A 16,494-nucleotide genomic window follows, 5' to 3' on the forward strand; every position below is an offset into this window, starting at 1 on the left:
TTGTTTTCTGTGCTATATAGGGGCGATTAACGCCCTTTTTTATTGGTTATCGTATCGCTATCGTGTAGTGTCGACATCAATTGGTCAAATAGTCATGCTTCACTATAGTAAGTCTGTGTCGGTTAAAACAACCGATTGAATCGCACGAGAATGACGAGAGTAAATGAAATTATCAAATAAATCCCAAGCATTGTATGACATGATTGCTCCAGCAGTGGAGGCATGTGGTGTCGACCTTTGGGGAATTGAATTCCTTCCACAAGGTAAGCGTTCATTATTGCGTATTTATATCGATAGACCGGTTGATGAAAATGCTGAACCAGTGATTAATGAAGATGGTGAAGTAGAGCAAGGCCGCGGTATTGGTGTAGAAGATTGTGTTCGTGTTACACAACAGGTCGGCGCAATGCTGGATGTCCATGATCCGATTTCAGGTGAATATGCATTAGAAGTTTCTTCACCAGGTTGGGATCGCCCATTTTTTCAACTCGAACAGTTGCAAGGCTACATTGGACAACAGGTTGCTTTGCGTTTGATTGCTGCAGTAGAAAATCGTCGTAAATTTCAAGCAAAACTCCTTGCTGTAGACCTTGAAAATGAAGAGATTCAGGTTGAAGTTGAAGGAAAGCATGTGCTTGATATCGACAGCAACAATATCGATAAAGCAAACTTGATCTATCAAGATTAAATTTATTTAAATTATATAAGAAATCGGTAGGTGACTTATGGGCCGCGAAATTCTTACCGTTGTTGAAACGGTTAGTAATGAAAAAGGTGTTAGTCGTGAAGCGATCTTCGAAGCTTTAGAACAAGCTCTAGTTGCTGCAACGAAGAAAAAATTTTACGAGGGTACCAATTCTGAAGAAGCTCAGCTTCGTGTAGAAATTGATCGTAGAACTGGTGATTACCGTACTTTCCGTCAATGGACTGTTGTGGCAGATGAAGATCATGAAATGCCAGCATGCCAAGACGCAATTTCTGATGTTGATCCTGCAAAATGGTCAATTGGCGACGTTCGTGAGCTTGAAGTAGAATCGATTGAGTTCGGTCGTATCGCTGCGCAGATTGCGAAACAGGTTATCGTACAAAAAATTCGTGAAGCAGAGCGTGCATTAGTTGCTGATGCTTATGAATCAAAAGTTGGCGAGCTAATTTACGGTGAAGTGAAAAAGCAAACTAAAGATGGTTTCATCATTGACTTAGGTGACAATGCTGAAGCTTATTTAGCTCGTGAAGAAATGATTCCTAAAGAGATTCTTCGTCCAAAACAACGTGTAAATGCTATTTTATATAGTGTAAACCGTGAAGGCCGTGGTGCTCAGCTTCTATTATCACGCGCTAAGCCTGAAATGCTTATTGCTTTGATGAAGAAAGAAATTCCTGAAATTTCTGAAGAAATTATTGAAATTAAAGCTGCGGCGCGTCAACCAGGTGTTCGTGCAAAAATCGCAGTAAAAACGAACGACCACCGTATTGACCCTGTTGGTGCATGTATTGGTATGCGTGGAACACGTATCCAGGCGGTACAGCAAGAGTTAAATGGTGAGCGTATTGATGTTGTAGTTTGGTCTGATGATCCAGCTCAATACATCGCAAGTGCATTAGAACCAGCTGATGTATCAGGCATTGTGCTTGATGAAGATGCAAAAAGTGCAGACATCATTTTTGCTACCAATGATCAATTGGCACGTGCGATTGGTTCGCAAGGTCAAAATGTTCGTTTAGCTTCTGATTTAACTGGCTACAAACTCGACATGATGCTTGAAGAAGAGTATCGTGCTCGTCAGCAGAATGAAGCTCAGCAATATCTCGACATGTTCGTATCACGTTTAGATATTGAAGAAGACTTGGCAATGGCGTTGGTAGAGATGGGCTTCACTTCTTTAGAAGAGATTGCTTATGTGCCAGCTGAAACTTTTGACGAAATTGAACTTGACGCTGAGTTAGTTGAGTTATTGCAAAGTCGTGCAAAAGAAGCTGCATTAACTGATGCATTGAAACAGCAAGAAAATATTCAAGAACCGAGTGCAGACCTTCTCAATATGGAAGGCATGACCTCTGAGATCGCTTACTCGCTAGCCGCTCGCGGTATTATTACTGTTGATGATTTGGCAGATCAAGCAACTGACGATATTTCTGATATTGAAGGTCTTGGTCATGAAAAAGCAGGTCAATTGATCATGAAAGCTCGCGAATCATGGTTTAACTAGGAGATGAAATATGACGGACAAGTCGATTAAAGAGTTAGCTCTCAGCGTAGGACGTCCTGTTGAGAAGCTCCTAGAACAGGCTCGTGAAGCAGGTTTGCCTCAACGTACAGCAGACGACATTATTACCACTGAACAACAGGACACTTTAGTCAATTATTTGAAAAAGGTGCATGGTCAGGAAAGTGGTAACACAGGAAAAATTGCGTTGAAACGTAAAACAACCAGTACCGCTAAAGTTGCAAGTACTTCGGGTAAAGCAAAAACTATTAACGTAGAAGTACGTAAAAAACAGGTTTTTGCTAAACCAAACCCAGAACAAATTGCAGCAGAAGCTAAAGCGCGCGCAGAAGCAGAAGCTAAAGCGCGTGCAGAACAACAAGCGCGTGAAGCTGCAGAGCAAAAAGCGCGTCTTCAAACAGAGCAAAAAGCAAAAGCAACTTTAGATGCAATGCGTGCTGCTCATCAACAAGATAGCGCTGCACAGTCAGCTCCTAAAGCTGCTGTTGTAGTGAAAAAACGTGGTGGTGGTACAGTAAAACCTGCACCAAAACCAGCAGAAACATTAGAGCAAAAGAAAGCGCGTGAAGCACAAACAGCTCAGTTGAAAGCAACTGAAGAAGCTGCACGTCGTAAAGCGGCTGAGGAAGCTCAGCAGCGTACGCTTGAACAAATGCGTAAGATGGCATCTAAATATTCAAATGATGATGCTACTGCAACTATTCGTGTGATTGATGATTCTCCTCTTGCTTCAGGTCTTGTTGGCCAAGCTTATGAAGATTCATTTAATCAAGAAGACCGTGAAATTAAACGTGGTGGTGCTACAACTAACCCTCGCGCTGGTAAGAAAGGCGGTCGTCGTGGTCAAGAAGAGCAAAGCTTCGTTAACCATAACAAACGTGGTTTAAAATCAAGCCAAGCGAACAAGCATGGTTTTGAAAAGCCAGTTAAAAAGCAAGTCTATGATGTAGAAATCGGTTCAAGCATTGTTGTTGCCGATCTTGCTCAAAAGATGGCGATTAAAGTACGTGAAGTTATCAAGACACTTATGAAAATGGGTGAATTGGTTAACCAGAACCAGACAATTGACCAAGATACAGCTGCACTTGTTGTAGAAGAAATGGGTCATAACCCTGTTCTAGTTTCTGATACACAAGCAGAAGATAACTTACTTGAAGCAGCTGAAGAAGCACGTGGTGAACAAACTACTCGTCCTCCAGTTGTTACAATCATGGGTCACGTTGACCATGGTAAAACATCATTGCTTGACCGTATCCGTCGTTCCAAAGTGGCGGCAGGTGAAGCAGGTGGTATTACCCAGCACATTGGTGCATATCACGTTGAAACAGACAAAGGGATTATTACATTCCTTGATACACCGGGACACGCAGCATTTACCTCAATGCGTGCACGTGGTGCTAAAGCAACGGATATCGTGGTATTGGTTGTTGCAGCAGATGACGGTGTAATGCCGCAAACTGCAGAAGCGATTGACCATGCACGTGCAGCAGGAACTCCAATTATTGTTGCTATCAACAAAATGGATAAAGAATCTGCTGATCCAGACCGTGTGTTAAATGAATTAACAACCAAAGAAATCGTTCCAGAAGAATGGGGCGGTGATGTTCCGGTTGCTAAGGTTTCAGCACATACTGGCCAAGGTATTGATGAACTCCTTGATTTAATTCTGATTCAATCTGAATTGATGGAATTAAAAGCATCTGCTGAAGGTGCTGCACAAGGTGTTGTTATTGAAGCACGTGTTGATAAAGGCCGTGGTGCAGTAACTTCGATTCTTGTTCAAAACGGTACATTAAATATTGGTGACCTTGTTCTTGCTGGTTCATCATATGGCCGTGTTCGTGCGATGTCTGATGAAAACGGTAAGCCGATTAAGTCAGCAGGACCATCTATTCCAGTGGAAATTTTGGGTCTACCAGAAGCTCCAATGGCGGGTGATGAAGTTCTTGTCGTAAATGACGAGAAGAAGGCACGTGAAGTTGCTGATGCTCGTGCAGACCGTGAACGTGAAAAACGTATCGAACGTCAAAGCGCAATGCGTCTTGAAAACATCATGGCATCTATGGGCAAAAAAGACGTTCCTACAGTGAACGTTGTTTTAAGAACAGATGTTCGTGGTACTTTAGAAGCATTGAATGCTGCATTACATGAACTCTCTACTGATGAAGTAAAAGTTCGCGTAATTAGTTCTGGTGTTGGTGCGATCACTGAATCTGACGTAATTCTTGCCGAGTCTTCAGAAGCTGTATTGTTAGGCTTCAACGTTCGTGCTGATACAGCTGCTCGTCAGAAGAGTGACCAAGACGGTATCGATATTCGTTACTACAGCATCATCTATGAATTGATTGATGATGTAAAAGATGCCATGAGCGGTAAACTTGCTCCTGAACACCGTGAAACTATCTTGGGTGTTGCTCAAGTACGTGAAGTGTTCCGTTCTAGTAAGTTTGGTGCTGCTGCGGGCTGTATGGTTATGGAAGGCGTGATTCACCGTAACAAACCAATCCGTGTCTTACGTGATGATGTTGTGATTTTCCAAGGTGAACTTGAATCATTACGTCGTTATAAAGATGTCGTTGATGAAGTTCGTGCCGGTATGGAATGTGGTCTTGCCGTGAAAGGTTATAACGACATCAAACCTCTTGATAAGATTGAGGTTTATGATGTTCAAATGGTTAAACGGAGTCTTTAATGGCGGGTGGACAACGCTTAAAGCGAATGGCGGATTCAGTACAGCGCGAGCTTTCTGAACTTATCCGTCAGGAGTTGAAAGATCCGCGTCTGGGTGGTCTTGTGACCATCTCAGGCGTTAAAGTCAGTCCGGACTTAGGTTATGCCGATGTCTATGTGACCGTGATGGGTCGTGAATTAAGCGATGACCAAAACGAAGTGGCTCACCGTGAAACACTAGATATTTTGAATAAAGCATCTGGTTTTTTACGTCAGGAGTTGAGTCGTCGTATTAAAACGCGCATCACGCCTCGCTTGCGTTTCCATTACGATAAAACCAATGCATATGGCAACTATATGTTTGGCCTTATCGAAAAAGCGGTACAAGATTTACCGAAACGTGAGTCAGATGACGAAGAGTAATGAAAACTCAAAATAAAAAAGCCACCTTGGGGTGGCTTTTTTTTGTGTTCAAGTTTTATTCCTGAGGAGGTTCCATGGGTGGTTTGTTTTGTGAAAAACGTTGCCCAATTTTATACCGATCCCAAGGTAGAGGACGTTCGATGGCTTCAGGTACTTCACCACTCAATGAGCGTAAACGTAAATGTAGCGCGGCTTGAGCAATTAAGTTGGCTGATACAGGTGCAGTAATAAAAGCCAACAGTGTAATAAGTAACTCGGCAAAGCCAAATCGGCCTTGAAAAGCAAAAAAGATCATTGAAGCAATTAAAAAGCTACCTAAGCCTAATGTACTCGACTTGGTAGGTGCATGTAGTCGCATGAATAAATCGGGTAGACGCACCATACCGATAGATCCGACTAACATAAAAAAAGCACCGAAAACCAGAAAGATCGAAACAATAATTTCCATTGTAATTTGCATTTTGACCTTCCCCTAATCGATTACATGACCAGTTGTAAAATAACGGGCTAAAGCAGCCGTTGAAACAAACCCTAGCATAGCGACTAACAACGCCCCTTCGAATAAAGAGGTGGTTGTCCAATAAATGCCTAACACAATAATGAGACAGGTCGCATTTAAAAATAGGGTATCAAGCGCTAGTAGGCGGTCGACAATAGATGGACCCATCACCATTCGAAATAAGCAAAGCAACATAGAGATTGTGATAGCAATCAAGCTAATGCCAAGAGCATAAGGTAGGATGGTCATACGTTGTCCTCCGATTTGCTTTTCACATCAAAAATTTCCATGAGTGGAGCCTCATAGCGTTGTTTGATGTCTTGCACATCACTTTCAGTATTTTCTGTGCTAAGAGAGTGGACCAAAATATCACCACGCTCTTGATCAATACCGGCAGAGACCGTGCCAGGCGTTGTGGTAATAATCATTGCCAGTAAAGAGTTTACTTGTTCATGTTCTGTTTCTAATGGAACACGGTACCATTTAGGATGTAATTTTTTCGGTGACCCTAATACCAGTTTAGCAACCCGAAAATTGGAAACAATAATATCCCACAAGACAACAAAACACAGTTTTATGGCAGGTTTCCAATGGATATGCGGGGTTCTGGTAATAAAAGGACGAACTAGACGAGGAATAACAAGCCCCAAAATTACAGCCATAAGCAGGTCGCTCGCATCAAGACTATGCGCGAGCATTAACCAGAAGATGATAATCAAAAAAGAAACAAATGGATGCGGAAACCAGCGGTCAAGCAATTTAGATAGCTGCATTGTTATGGCTCCATAGGTTTCAGTTGACTTTCATCAGCAATGGTTGGGGTTTGCAATTTTTCTTGCTGCTGAATTTGGCGGTGTTTATATTCAGAAATATGCTCACCGTTGAAAGTATCTTTCGAAATAATGTCAGGAATAAGATAGGCATTATGATCTTCAACCTCACCACCATATTTTGTTTCTGGTAAATAAGTTGAGTCATATGGCTGAACACTAATAACTTCGCCATTTTGATCAGTTTTAAGAATAGATTGCTGATACAGGGCATGATCTTGAATTTGCTGAGCGGTATTTGTGGTGTAGTGCAATACAGGTGAAGCAAATGCTACATAAGCCACTAAACCGGCAAGCAAGATATAGATGACTGTATCGTTACGTGGCGGTGCTTTTTCAGGTAAAGCACGATAAATAATATAAGCAGGATTGATCGGGTCTTCTTCTGGTGGCGATGCACGCCAGAATAAAATAAAGCCGACACGTGTTAATGCAATAATGCTTAATAGGCTCACCAAAAGAACAATACCAATAACCCAGCCTTGATATGCAGTTTCAACAGTAGCCTGCAAAATAAATACTTTCCCAAAGAAGCCACTAAAAGGTGGTAAGCCTGCGAGCATCATGGCAATCAGGAAATAGGTCAGCATGGCTGCTTTTTCTTGTTTAATTCTTGGTGCAATCTTTAAATGGTCTTTAAAATCACCGCGCTGTGAAGTCATCCAGCCACAGAACAGGTAAAATGCTGCACCAATTAATGTACTGTGGACTAAATAGAATAATGCTCCAGACCACGCTTGCGTGTTTGACATGGCAATTGCAATCAATAAAGTACCAATTGAAGACAGCACCATAAAGCCAACAAAACGTCTGAGGCGATCTGCACCAATTGCGCCAATCACGCCATATAAAGAAGTCACTAAACCAATTGGAAGCAACCAGCTTTTAAAGATTTCTTGGCTGAGTACATCATTAAATACAGTTCCATTGACACGCAAAATGGCATAGATCCCCACTTTGGTCATAATGGTAAAAATTGCTGCGACAGGTGTACTTGCCACGGCATAAGTTTTTGGTAGCCAAAAACCAACTGGTAGCATGGCCGCTTTAATACCAAACACGACAAATAATAGTAAGGCACCTGCAACTGCTAATTTATGTTGATCTGCATCTAAAGTCGGTAGCAAACGTGAAACGTCAGCCATATTGAGGCTACCTACACTGCCATAGATCATGCCAAGACCAATTAAGAACAGGGCAGAGGCTAAAAGGTTGATAATGACGTAATGCACACCAAGCTGAAATCTCGGTTTTCCTTGTCCATGTAATAAGAGGACGTAGGATGCCATGAGCAAGATTTCAAAGAAAACGAACAGGTTAAATAAGTCGCCTGTGAGGAATGCGCCACATAGCCCCATTAAAAGAAAATGGAATATGGCGTGGAAATAGCGACCTCTCGTATCCCAGTTTTCACTGGCATACCATAAAACCGGAACTGCTAAGGCATAAGTTAAAACTAGCATAAAAGCTGAAAGGCGGTCGAGTACCAGCACAATACCAAAGGGAGCTGACCACTCGCTCAACTGATAAACTGTAATTTGGCCAGTGTTTGCAACAAGCAGATAACTAACAGCAGTGATTAACCCAGCTATTGCTGAGATCAAACTAATGCCACGGCGCCAAGGTTGTCGCCAATCTTCTTTTAATGCACCAGCGCCAGGGTTACCTAGAAGCAATAAGATAAAACCAGTAAATGCTGGGATGAGGATACTGAAAATTGGTGTATTAGCTTGCCAAAAAGATAAAAAATCAAACATCACGGCTCATCCTCACGTGGGTCGTATGTTGGAGAAATATCTTCTTTAGCATCAACATGGTCACTACCGGATTCATAACGGCTACGTAATGCGAGCTGCACAATAAAAGCGGTAGTGGCAAAACCGATCACGATTGCTGTTAAAACAAGTGCTTGTGGAAGTGGATCTGTAATATTGGTGGTTTCGGTTAGGATGGCTGGTGAGCTGACTTGCAAACGGCCCATCGCAAACAAAAATAAGTTAACCGCATAGCCCAGCACTGCTAAGCCCAACACAACAGGGAAGGTACGCGCACGTAAGATTAGATAAATGCCTGTCGCAACAAGTAGCCCAATGGCAGAGGCCAGTAAGAATTCTAAACTGATCATGATGATTTCTCCCCATGAGGTACAGGACCAGACATACTCGAGTGGCGAGAGTCCCCTAATACAGAAATGAGTAGCATGGTAGCGCCTACTACGGTGATATACACACCCAGATCAAAGCTTGCTGCTGAAGCCAGATGCAACTTACCTAAAACTGGTAATTCAACATAGACGTGCGCACTGGTTAAGAATGGACGTGCCCAGAACCATGCGGCAATGCCAGTAAGGCCTGCAATTGTTAATCCGGAGCCAATCCAGATTTCGTAAAGACGACCGGATTGGGCTTTTAACATTTGTTCTGCTTGATCTTGACCTAAAGCAATGTACTGAATAATCAGTGCCATTGAGGTAATCAGTCCTGCAATAAAGCCACCACCCGGGTAGTTGTGCCCACGCATAAAGATATAGACACTTACGACCAATGCTAAAGGTAATACCCAAGAGGCCGTAATACGGAACATAAGCGGAGATGGGTTAAAGCGGTAGGTGAGGCCTTGTGTCATGGTGGTGCCATGTACGCGCATGCCATCCATGAGACATAGCGCACCAATCGCAGCAATGCCTAGTACTGTAATTTCACCAAAGGTATCAAAGCCACGGAAGTCCACCAAAATAACATTTACAATGTTTGAACCGCCGCCAAGTGGTAAGGATTGCTGAGCAAAGAACCATGAAATCGAATTATGATCACGCGTTAAAATAAGCCATGTAATCCAACCAATTCCTAAACCGCCAATAATTGCTAACGCAGCATCTCTCCAACGTCTTGAGCGACGAGATTCATATGGCGTAAGTTGTGGGAGTAACGATAAGCTCATCAACAACAGAACAGTCGTAACTACATCTACTGTAATTTGAGTGAGTGCTAAGTCAGGTGCCGACATGGTGACAAATACCATGGTAACCACAAGACCAATTGCACCACTAATGAGTACAGCCTTGATACGTTCATGGTGGAACCAAAGCATCATCCAGCAACCTGAGAATAAGGTCAGCCAAAGAACTACTGCAATCCATGGTGCGTGAGTCAGCTCACGTGTACCTGTGGTAAGGCCCTGATTGAACAAAGGCAGAGTAACCATGACGATGCTAAAAGCAATGATTAAGAACAGGTAACTTTGCAAAGAACCATTTTCGGTTTTTTGTTTAATTTTTCGGCTTGTTAATAATAAATGCTTTAAGAATAAGTCAAATAAAATACGGCCTTGTAAGCGCCCTAAACGTGGGTCAAGGTCGATCTTACGAATCATGCCATCTTTTGCTAGGGCAAAATAGAAAAGCGTACCGCCAACTAGAGCAATAATACTCATGATTAATGGCGCATTAAATCCATGCCAAATTGCAAGATGAGTACCTGCAAAATCAGGTTGCATAAGACTTGCACGTGTCACACTGTTAACTAGAGGCTCGACCAGTAGGGCAGGGAAAATACCGACCAAAATACATAATGTCGCAAGCAATATAGCTGGTGCTCGCATGCCGATAGGTGGCTCATGGGCATTTTTATTTGGAACTTGTTTACCTACGGGGCCATCAAAAAATACGCCGTGTACTAAGCGAATTGAATAACTGACTGCAAAAATACCAGCAAGCGTCGCAATAATACTGGCAAAAATAACAGTTGATCCTGAAAGGCTCGCTAATAGCTCGGTAAAGAACATTTCCTTAGAAATAAAGCCATTGGTGAGAGGAACACCTGCCATGGATGCCGCTGTAATCATAGTCAGTGTTGCGGTAAACGGTAATAGTTGCCAAATCCCACTTAACTTTCTAAGGTCACGTGTACCTGTTTCATGGTCAATGATCCCGGCAATCATAAACAGGGCAGCTTTAAAGGTTGCGTGGTTAATAATATGGAAAATTGCCGCAGCAACAGCCAAAGGTGAACCAATACCAAGCAGGCAAACGATAAGACCTAAATGACTAATTGTAGAATAGGCTAGTAGCCCTTTTAGATCTTCTTTAAAAATTGCGAAGCATGCGGCCATACAAAGTGTAAATAGGCCGACAAACGTGACAATGTTGTGATAAAGCGCAGCACCAATGAAAATAGGTGCAAGACGAGCTAATAAGAAAATCCCGGCTTTTACCATGGTGGCAGAGTGCAAATAGGCCGACACGGGAGTGGGCGCTGCCATTGCATTGGGTAACCAAAAATGGAACGGGAACTGAGCACTTTTAGTAAATGCACCCAGTAAAATAAGCAAAAGCGTCGGAACAAACAGATAGTGACTTTGAATGAGGTCTTTCATTCCGACAATATCATTAATTTCGTAGGTTCCTGTGATTTGTCCTAATAAGACAAATCCACCTAGCATGGCGAGTCCACCCATACCTGTAATGGTAAGTGCCATACGCGAGCCACGTTGAGCAGCTTCGTAATGACTCCAGTAACCGACTAATAGGAAGGATGAAATACTGGTAAGTTCCCAAAAGACTAATAAAATAATTAAATTGTTAGAGAGGGAAATACCAAGCATTGCTGCCATAAACAGCATGAGTAATAAATATAATTTACTTAATGAATTTTTAGGGCCTAAATAATAATAGGCATAAATATAAATGAGTGTACCGATACCGGTAATAAGAAGAGAAAATAATAAACCAAGGGCATCAAGTCTAAAGCTCAGATTAATTCCTAATTGTGGTAACCAATCCCAACTTTGTTGAATGCTTGCACCACCAAGCACAGTTTTAGCCTGAGTCAGTAATAAACCAAAACTGGTTAAACTGACTCCGATCGCCCCTAAAGCCGTTACTCCACGTGAAAACCGTTGAAGCAATGAAACAAGGGTGGTGCCTAATATTAACGGTAATAAGATAATTATCGGTAGCACACTCGTATCCATATATAATTTAGACCGAAGCCTAAAGGTGAAATTTTCATTTCAGAATAGATAGGAATTCAAAGAGATTTCCAAAGCTTATATTCTGAAAACCCGACCAAATTAGAAAAATAAAGCGAGAAACAAGTTGTATTGCGCAACTTGAATAATAAAAACGCAAAATGAAATTTATTGTACACTAAAAAATCATTAAAAATCTGATGTTATTACATGTGGTAACAACATCTAGTGATTTTCCAGCTCAAAAAACCAGATCTCATCATATATTTAGCGAATTCGGTTTTATTATAAAAATTGAGCGAAATGGATAATAAATTTTAAAGAGAGGAGGTTTCTTCCGAGGTGTCTCCTGCATGAATCATACGTAATAATTCATTTTTTTGCTGTTCATTTAGATTTTGGATTTGTTGGTACAAACTATCGATTTGAGCTGTTGCCAGCTCGGTATCAAGCGGTAAGGGGTCCATATGTGGCGTTAACGCTTCATCTTGTTGTAATAACGTATAAAGATGTTCGAGTTGCTGCTGAGTGGTATTTAAATCAAGTGGACTGATTTTTCCATGCTCTAATTTAAAACATTGATATGCGGCTGCATGTTCAAGCAATTCTTCACGGCTTCCGGTCACAATAATTTGTAAGCGTGGGAATGCGCGATGAAGACGATTTAAAATTTCTGAGCAATGTGCTGCATCTAGTTGTGAATCGATCTGGTCAATTAACAAAACGCCTTCACCTTCAAGACAAGGGTCTAAGCTCAACGGATTGAGCAAACAAAGCCTGCGAACCACATCGCCTACGAGTGCAATCCATGTTTTAGTGGTGTTAGAAAGTTGTTGAAAGGCCAAGACTTCACCCTTGTAATGTGCCATAAGTTGAAGTTTTGGGTGATATTGCAAATAAAAGTCTTCAAGCTCAGGAAAAATAATCTTTAATGCCGATTTTAATGCGTACAAATTTGGTGAAGGAAGCTGTTTAGGATGTCCTGCCAATTCAAGTTGTAGCTGACGTAAAATTTCTTCCTGATCTTGTGAATTGGATTGTTTTGAAATAATTCGCTGTACAACATGAGCCGCTTGTGCATTTTCAATATCGCTAATTTCACGTAACCACTCAAAAAAGCGGGCGAAGGTGGTAAACGGAATGAAGCTAATGTCATAAGCAGAAATAGACTGAGTAATACCCGGTAAATTTTTATTCAGTAAATTTATATCGTTAACAAATCGCTCTGACGGATAATAAGCGAGTAAGGGAAGACCTTGAAGTGGGTCTTTTCTTGTGACTTGATGATAAAGGGTAATGGTTTGATCGAGCTGCTGAGTTTCAACTTGACTAATCCCTACGCCACTTGAATTTAAGGTCTTGAACAGTTTCCAGCTACACAGAGATGTGTCGGTTTGCTGGGTTGAAGTGGTTTCAGGGAGCTGTCCAAATTCCGGTGGAATCTGGATGCTGACTTCTATTTTAGACTGCAAACGAGAATGGCTAATGTCCTGATCTGGCATGACAATGCCTGGTGTGCGTGCATCTTTAAGGCGCGCAGGAAACCACGTTAAAGCATGATAAATATGCTTGAGTAGCATACTTTTGCCAGTCGCCTGCTCGCCTAAAATTAAAGTAATCGGTTGTTTGTCATATTGGAACTGTATTTTTAGGTCATGAAACAGAGCAATATGTTTAAATTGGATAGATTCAAGTTTCATAGGCTCACCTAATTATGAGCGCTTCAACCAACCGACTGACGAAGACTTAAAGGCGCCCTTAGTTTTAATTGTTGTATCAGATCATAAAGATGATGGATATTTAGACTTACTTTAGCACGAGTACAGGCAACGTACAGTAATCTTAACTCTTCATCTGTAATCTTATGCTCTAATCCATTAATTTTAAATTGATAGTCGTCTTCAATATGGACACGGTTCCATTCCAGCCCTTTCGCTTTATGGGCAGTCGAGATGACATAGTCAGCTTGCTCAAGGGGAGTAATCTTTGCAAGTGCTTTTTTTAATGGGTCAGTGCCGTGATCATCTACCAGCTTAACCAATGGTTTAATATCGCTTCCTTCATTGGTTTCGCAGTACTCATGAACATCATGCCATGAGTTAAACCATGCCAACTCAGGAACGTCAGTAACTCGTTTTCCTTGTTTTAAGAGGCTTGCAGCATCTACAAAACGGTTTAGTTTTTGATGGTCAGCTTGCAAACTCACTTTATCGCCGTGAACTAAGCCTGCCAATAACAGCTCCATTGCGCGAGCATTGGTACGACACAAAATCGCATCACGCATTTTTGTATGCGGTTTATTGACTACACTTGATTTCTGGTTCGGATTACCAAGCAAAGGAACTGTCTCATTTAAGCCACCTAATAACGCATTGGCGACATCGGCAATTGCTTCCCCAAAACGAAAAGAGGTCGTTAAGCGAGACTCTGGCAAAGGCAGCTGTTGCATGGCATTTACTGCACCGCGCCACGCGTAGATTTGCTGGTGGGCATCGCCTACATAAATAACCTGCGTACTTTTTTGACGAAGTAATATACCCAGCATTAAAGGGTCAGCATCTTGTGCTTCATCAAATAAAACATAATCGGCCGGAATATTAGGCTCAGATAATGCCCAAAGTTTGAGGTAAATATCATGACCAATTCCTGCTTGATGACTTGGGTCGATGGACTCTAGCCAGCGGCGTTCTACAGCAGGGTAAAGGTGAGTTTGAAGTGCAGTAATATCGTCTGGATGTAACCAGTTTGGCGCCTGAATATGTCGAGGCGCTGGATATTGAGAACTGGTCGAACAGAAATAGCTCACCGCATTGGCGACAAGGCTTGCGAGGCGACTTGGCATTAAGACGTATTTTTCATAACGTCCACCCATCATTCGACGTAGGGTAATCGGTTCTAGTCGATATTCTTTTGCAATAAAGCTTGGGCTTAAGCGAGGTAAGCGTAATTTATCAGTTACGCCACGTGGCACACTGCGAAAGGCGAGTGAGTGAAAAGTACGGCAATCTACATTGCGATGAAATTTGTTTTGAGCTTCACCAGCAATGGCTTTGTTAAAAGCCAAATACATACCACGCCGTTCAGGCATGGCATCACTAATCATTTGCAACGTAGTAGTTTTACCTGTGCCCGCATAGGCAATCACTTTAAATGATTGCCCAAGACGTGCGTTATCTATAGCAATTGCTTGCTCATAGGTGGCTTTAGGTTTTTCGATATTCGACACTGAGTGATTTTAAACCTTATTGCGGTTAGCTTTTTCAACTAAACCAGATAAACCCTGACGACGACCTAACTCGTCAATAATAAGTTGTGGATTAAGATCGAAATAACCCAACATGACAATACTATGGAACCACAAATCGGCAGTTTCATAAATCAAGTCATTTAAATTGCTTTCTGTATTTTGAGCAGCGTAGTCTTTCGCAGCAATAATGGTTTCTACGCCTTCTTCGCCGACTTTTTCTAAAATTTTATTGATGCCTTTTTTGTAGAGGCTTGCAACATATGATGTGTCTGCTTCTGCTTGCTTACGTTCTTGCATCAATTGCCCTAAGTGAGCAAGTACATCCACTTGTTCAGTAGTATGAGCATGATCGTGACTTTCAGCTTTGGCTTTGTCGCCATAAATTGCAGTAGGGTCTTTTAACTGTGCATCGACAATTTCCCAGCCCTGTGGGGTGAGTTTACGGTAGAAACAGGACTCACGACCTGTATGACATGCGATACCGCCATGTTGCTCAACCTGTAATACAATCACGTCGCCATCGCAGTCTAAACGAATTTCATAAACTGTTTGGAAATGACCTGATTCTTCACCTTTGTGCCAAAGTTTTTGGCGAGAACGGGAGAAATACACAGCCTGATTTTTTTCTGCTGTGAGTGCAAGTGATTCACGGTTCATCCACGCCACCATCAAAATACGTCCGGTTTGATGATGTTGAGCAATGGCAGGGATAAGACCATTGGAATCAAATTTAACTTCATCTAACCAGTTTGACATGAGCGGAAATCCATTCAGTGGAAATGAGCTAGTGTAGCGCTTGTGTTTAGGGTTGGCTATGCTTGTCGTATAAAAAATCGTTTATATGATTTGTCTATAAGATGGGTATTAGTAAATTGTAATTTAAGAGTTGTTTAAATTAATTTTGATTTGTGAAGCCATCGCTATTATAAAATTATCTAAGCATATTGTTATAACATAGGAAAATAAGTCTTGGACAAAATAGAAAATTTTGCTTGTCGAGTATGTGGTCTTATACAGGATGAAGAGCCGTGGGGGGAAAGTGGCGAAGACCCAAACTTTAATATTTGTGATTGTTGTGGGGTTGAATTTGGATATGAGGATTATACTAAAGAATCTGTAAAAGCGTACCGCAATAAATGGTTAGAGGTAGGTGCTAATTGGTGGAAATTAAAAGAGAAACCCAAAGATTGGGATATTAAAAAACAATTACAAAATATCCCTGTAAATTTTAAATAACTTATAACCTTATGTTGTTTGAAATCTCAATCAAATTTTGATCTGGATCGCGAATATAAACTGAAAGAATAGGATGCATTGCACCAGTACGCTCAATCGGACCTTCTTCAATTTGAATATTTAATTGATTAAGGTGTGCAACCACTTCTGAAATGGGAGTGTCTGAAATAAAACACAAGTCGGCAGATCTGGGAGTCGGCTGTAATGCCTTCGGTTCAAACTCGTTGCCTTGCTGGTGTAAATTTATCTTTTGATTTCCAAACTTTAGAGCCTTTCTATCACCTTTAAACGTGATGACTTCAAACCCCAATACGGTTTGATAGAAATTACAGGTGGATTCAATATTTGAGACAGTTAAAACAAGATGATCAAGATGGCTGATTTTCATGTGTT

At 41.5% G+C, this 16,494-nt stretch carries 15 protein-coding genes; 5 read left to right on the plus strand and 10 right to left on the minus strand.

The window, feature by feature from the left end:
• The first annotated feature begins 163 nt into the window (after positions 1 to 163).
• Genes rimP through MKL62_RS04905 form a run of 4 tightly spaced genes read left to right on the plus strand, consistent with a single transcriptional unit; the run spans position 164 to position 5,321 of the window.
• Positions 164 to 688, plus strand: coding sequence for a ribosome maturation factor RimP (rimP, locus tag MKL62_RS04890; RefSeq protein WP_000777730.1), 525 nt, complete (start codon positions 164 to 166; stop codon positions 686 to 688).
• Positions 689 to 725: 37 nt separating this feature from the next.
• The gene (gene nusA / locus MKL62_RS04895) at positions 726 to 2,210 is read left to right on the plus strand and encodes a transcription termination factor NusA (RefSeq protein WP_000532248.1); all 1,485 of its coding nucleotides are present in this window, start codon (positions 726 to 728) and stop codon (positions 2,208 to 2,210) included.
• Between the two features lie 10 nt (positions 2,211 to 2,220).
• Positions 2,221 to 4,920, plus strand: coding sequence for a translation initiation factor IF-2 (infB, locus tag MKL62_RS04900; protein ID WP_000130326.1), 2,700 nt, complete (start codon positions 2,221 to 2,223; stop codon positions 4,918 to 4,920).
• Positions 4,920 to 5,321 carry a ribosome-binding factor A gene (locus MKL62_RS04905; protein WP_000897046.1) on the plus strand — a complete coding sequence of 134 codons (402 nt, stop codon included), beginning with the start codon at positions 4,920 to 4,922 and terminating at the stop codon, positions 5,319 to 5,321. Before infB ends, MKL62_RS04905 begins: the two co-directional genes overlap by 1 nt.
• Before the next feature lie 55 nt (positions 5,322 to 5,376).
• On the opposite strand, the gene MKL62_RS04910 is transcribed toward MKL62_RS04905, so the two are convergent.
• The 9 genes from MKL62_RS04910 to hisIE form a co-directional block, all read right to left on the minus strand.
• Positions 5,377 to 5,781, minus strand: coding sequence for a Na+/H+ antiporter subunit G (locus MKL62_RS04910; protein ID WP_001167533.1), 405 nt, complete (start codon positions 5,779 to 5,781; stop codon positions 5,377 to 5,379).
• A gap of 12 nt (positions 5,782 to 5,793) precedes the next feature.
• Positions 5,794 to 6,069 carry a monovalent cation/H+ antiporter subunit F gene (locus MKL62_RS04915; protein ID WP_000154076.1) on the minus strand — a complete coding sequence of 92 codons (276 nt, stop codon included), beginning with the start codon at positions 6,067 to 6,069 and terminating at the stop codon, positions 5,794 to 5,796.
• A complete protein-coding gene (locus MKL62_RS04920; protein WP_005129831.1) occupies positions 6,066 to 6,593 on the minus strand; it encodes a Na+/H+ antiporter subunit E in 528 nt (175 codons plus the stop codon). Before MKL62_RS04920 ends, MKL62_RS04915 begins: the two co-directional genes overlap by 4 nt.
• Positions 6,594 to 6,595: 2 nt before the next feature.
• Positions 6,596 to 8,407: a monovalent cation/H+ antiporter subunit D gene (locus MKL62_RS04925; protein WP_000459271.1), complete on the minus strand. Its 1,812-nt coding sequence runs from the start codon at positions 8,405 to 8,407 to the stop codon at positions 6,596 to 6,598.
• Complete coding sequence (locus MKL62_RS04930; RefSeq protein ID WP_000624229.1) at positions 8,407 to 8,775, minus strand: Na+/H+ antiporter subunit C; 369 nt, start codon at positions 8,773 to 8,775, stop codon at positions 8,407 to 8,409. Before MKL62_RS04930 ends, MKL62_RS04925 begins: the two co-directional genes overlap by 1 nt.
• Positions 8,772 to 11,621, minus strand: a complete 2,850-nt coding sequence (locus MKL62_RS04935) for a monovalent cation/H+ antiporter subunit A (protein WP_000381591.1) — start codon at positions 11,619 to 11,621, stop codon at positions 8,772 to 8,774. The genes MKL62_RS04930 and MKL62_RS04935 overlap by 4 nt, the downstream gene beginning before the upstream one ends.
• Before the next feature lie 314 nt (positions 11,622 to 11,935).
• The gene (locus MKL62_RS04940) at positions 11,936 to 13,318 is read right to left on the minus strand and encodes an AAA family ATPase (RefSeq protein WP_005129829.1); all 1,383 of its coding nucleotides are present in this window, start codon (positions 13,316 to 13,318) and stop codon (positions 11,936 to 11,938) included.
• Between the two features lie 23 nt (positions 13,319 to 13,341).
• Positions 13,342 to 14,844, minus strand: a complete 1,503-nt coding sequence (locus tag MKL62_RS04945) for a UvrD-helicase domain-containing protein (RefSeq protein ID WP_000065140.1) — start codon at positions 14,842 to 14,844, stop codon at positions 13,342 to 13,344.
• A gap of 9 nt (positions 14,845 to 14,853) precedes the next feature.
• Positions 14,854 to 15,621, minus strand: coding sequence for a bifunctional phosphoribosyl-AMP cyclohydrolase/phosphoribosyl-ATP diphosphatase HisIE (gene hisIE / locus MKL62_RS04950; RefSeq protein ID WP_000073504.1), 768 nt, complete (start codon positions 15,619 to 15,621; stop codon positions 14,854 to 14,856).
• Between the two features lie 213 nt (positions 15,622 to 15,834).
• Between hisIE and MKL62_RS04955 the strand changes: the two genes are divergently transcribed.
• Positions 15,835 to 16,101 carry a hypothetical protein gene (locus MKL62_RS04955; protein ID WP_000357680.1) on the plus strand — a complete coding sequence of 89 codons (267 nt, stop codon included), beginning with the start codon at positions 15,835 to 15,837 and terminating at the stop codon, positions 16,099 to 16,101.
• 1 nt (position 16,102) lies between these two features.
• Here the strand turns inward: MKL62_RS04955 and MKL62_RS04960 are convergent, their stop codons facing one another.
• Positions 16,103 to 16,489, minus strand: coding sequence for a VOC family protein (locus tag MKL62_RS04960; protein WP_005129826.1), 387 nt, complete (start codon positions 16,487 to 16,489; stop codon positions 16,103 to 16,105).
• Positions 16,490 to 16,494 lie beyond the last annotated feature (5 nt).

The sequence above is a fragment of the Acinetobacter sp. AOR01_HL genome (assembly GCF_027855455.1).
In the GTDB taxonomy this organism is placed as follows: Bacteria; Pseudomonadota; Gammaproteobacteria; order Pseudomonadales; family Moraxellaceae; genus Acinetobacter; species Acinetobacter baumannii.

Bases quoted from the DNA above. Each gene is read 5' to 3' on its own strand.
- rimP (WP_000777730.1), top strand. From the start codon at position 164: ATGAAATTATCAAATAAATCCCAAGCATTGTATGACATGATTGCTCCA.
- nusA (WP_000532248.1), top strand. From the start codon at position 726: ATGGGCCGCGAAATTCTTACCGTTGTTGAAACGGTTAGTAATGAAAAA.
- infB (WP_000130326.1), top strand. From the start codon at position 2,221: ATGACGGACAAGTCGATTAAAGAGTTAGCTCTCAGCGTAGGACGTCCT.
- MKL62_RS04905 (WP_000897046.1), top strand. From the start codon at position 4,920: ATGGCGGGTGGACAACGCTTAAAGCGAATGGCGGATTCAGTACAGCGC.
- MKL62_RS04910 (WP_001167533.1), bottom strand. From the start codon at position 5,781: ATGCAAATTACAATGGAAATTATTGTTTCGATCTTTCTGGTTTTCGGT.
- MKL62_RS04915 (WP_000154076.1), bottom strand. From the start codon at position 6,069: ATGACCATCCTACCTTATGCTCTTGGCATTAGCTTGATTGCTATCACA.
- MKL62_RS04920 (WP_005129831.1), bottom strand. From the start codon at position 6,593: ATGCAGCTATCTAAATTGCTTGACCGCTGGTTTCCGCATCCATTTGTT.
- MKL62_RS04925 (WP_000459271.1), bottom strand. From the start codon at position 8,407: ATGTTTGATTTTTTATCTTTTTGGCAAGCTAATACACCAATTTTCAGT.
- MKL62_RS04930 (WP_000624229.1), bottom strand. From the start codon at position 8,775: ATGATCAGTTTAGAATTCTTACTGGCCTCTGCCATTGGGCTACTTGTT.
- MKL62_RS04935 (WP_000381591.1), bottom strand. From the start codon at position 11,621: ATGGATACGAGTGTGCTACCGATAATTATCTTATTACCGTTAATATTA.
- MKL62_RS04940 (WP_005129829.1), bottom strand. From the start codon at position 13,318: ATGAAACTTGAATCTATCCAATTTAAACATATTGCTCTGTTTCATGAC.
- hisIE (WP_000073504.1), bottom strand. From the start codon at position 15,621: ATGTCAAACTGGTTAGATGAAGTTAAATTTGATTCCAATGGTCTTATC.
- MKL62_RS04960 (WP_005129826.1), bottom strand. From the start codon at position 16,489: ATGAAAATCAGCCATCTTGATCATCTTGTTTTAACTGTCTCAAATATT.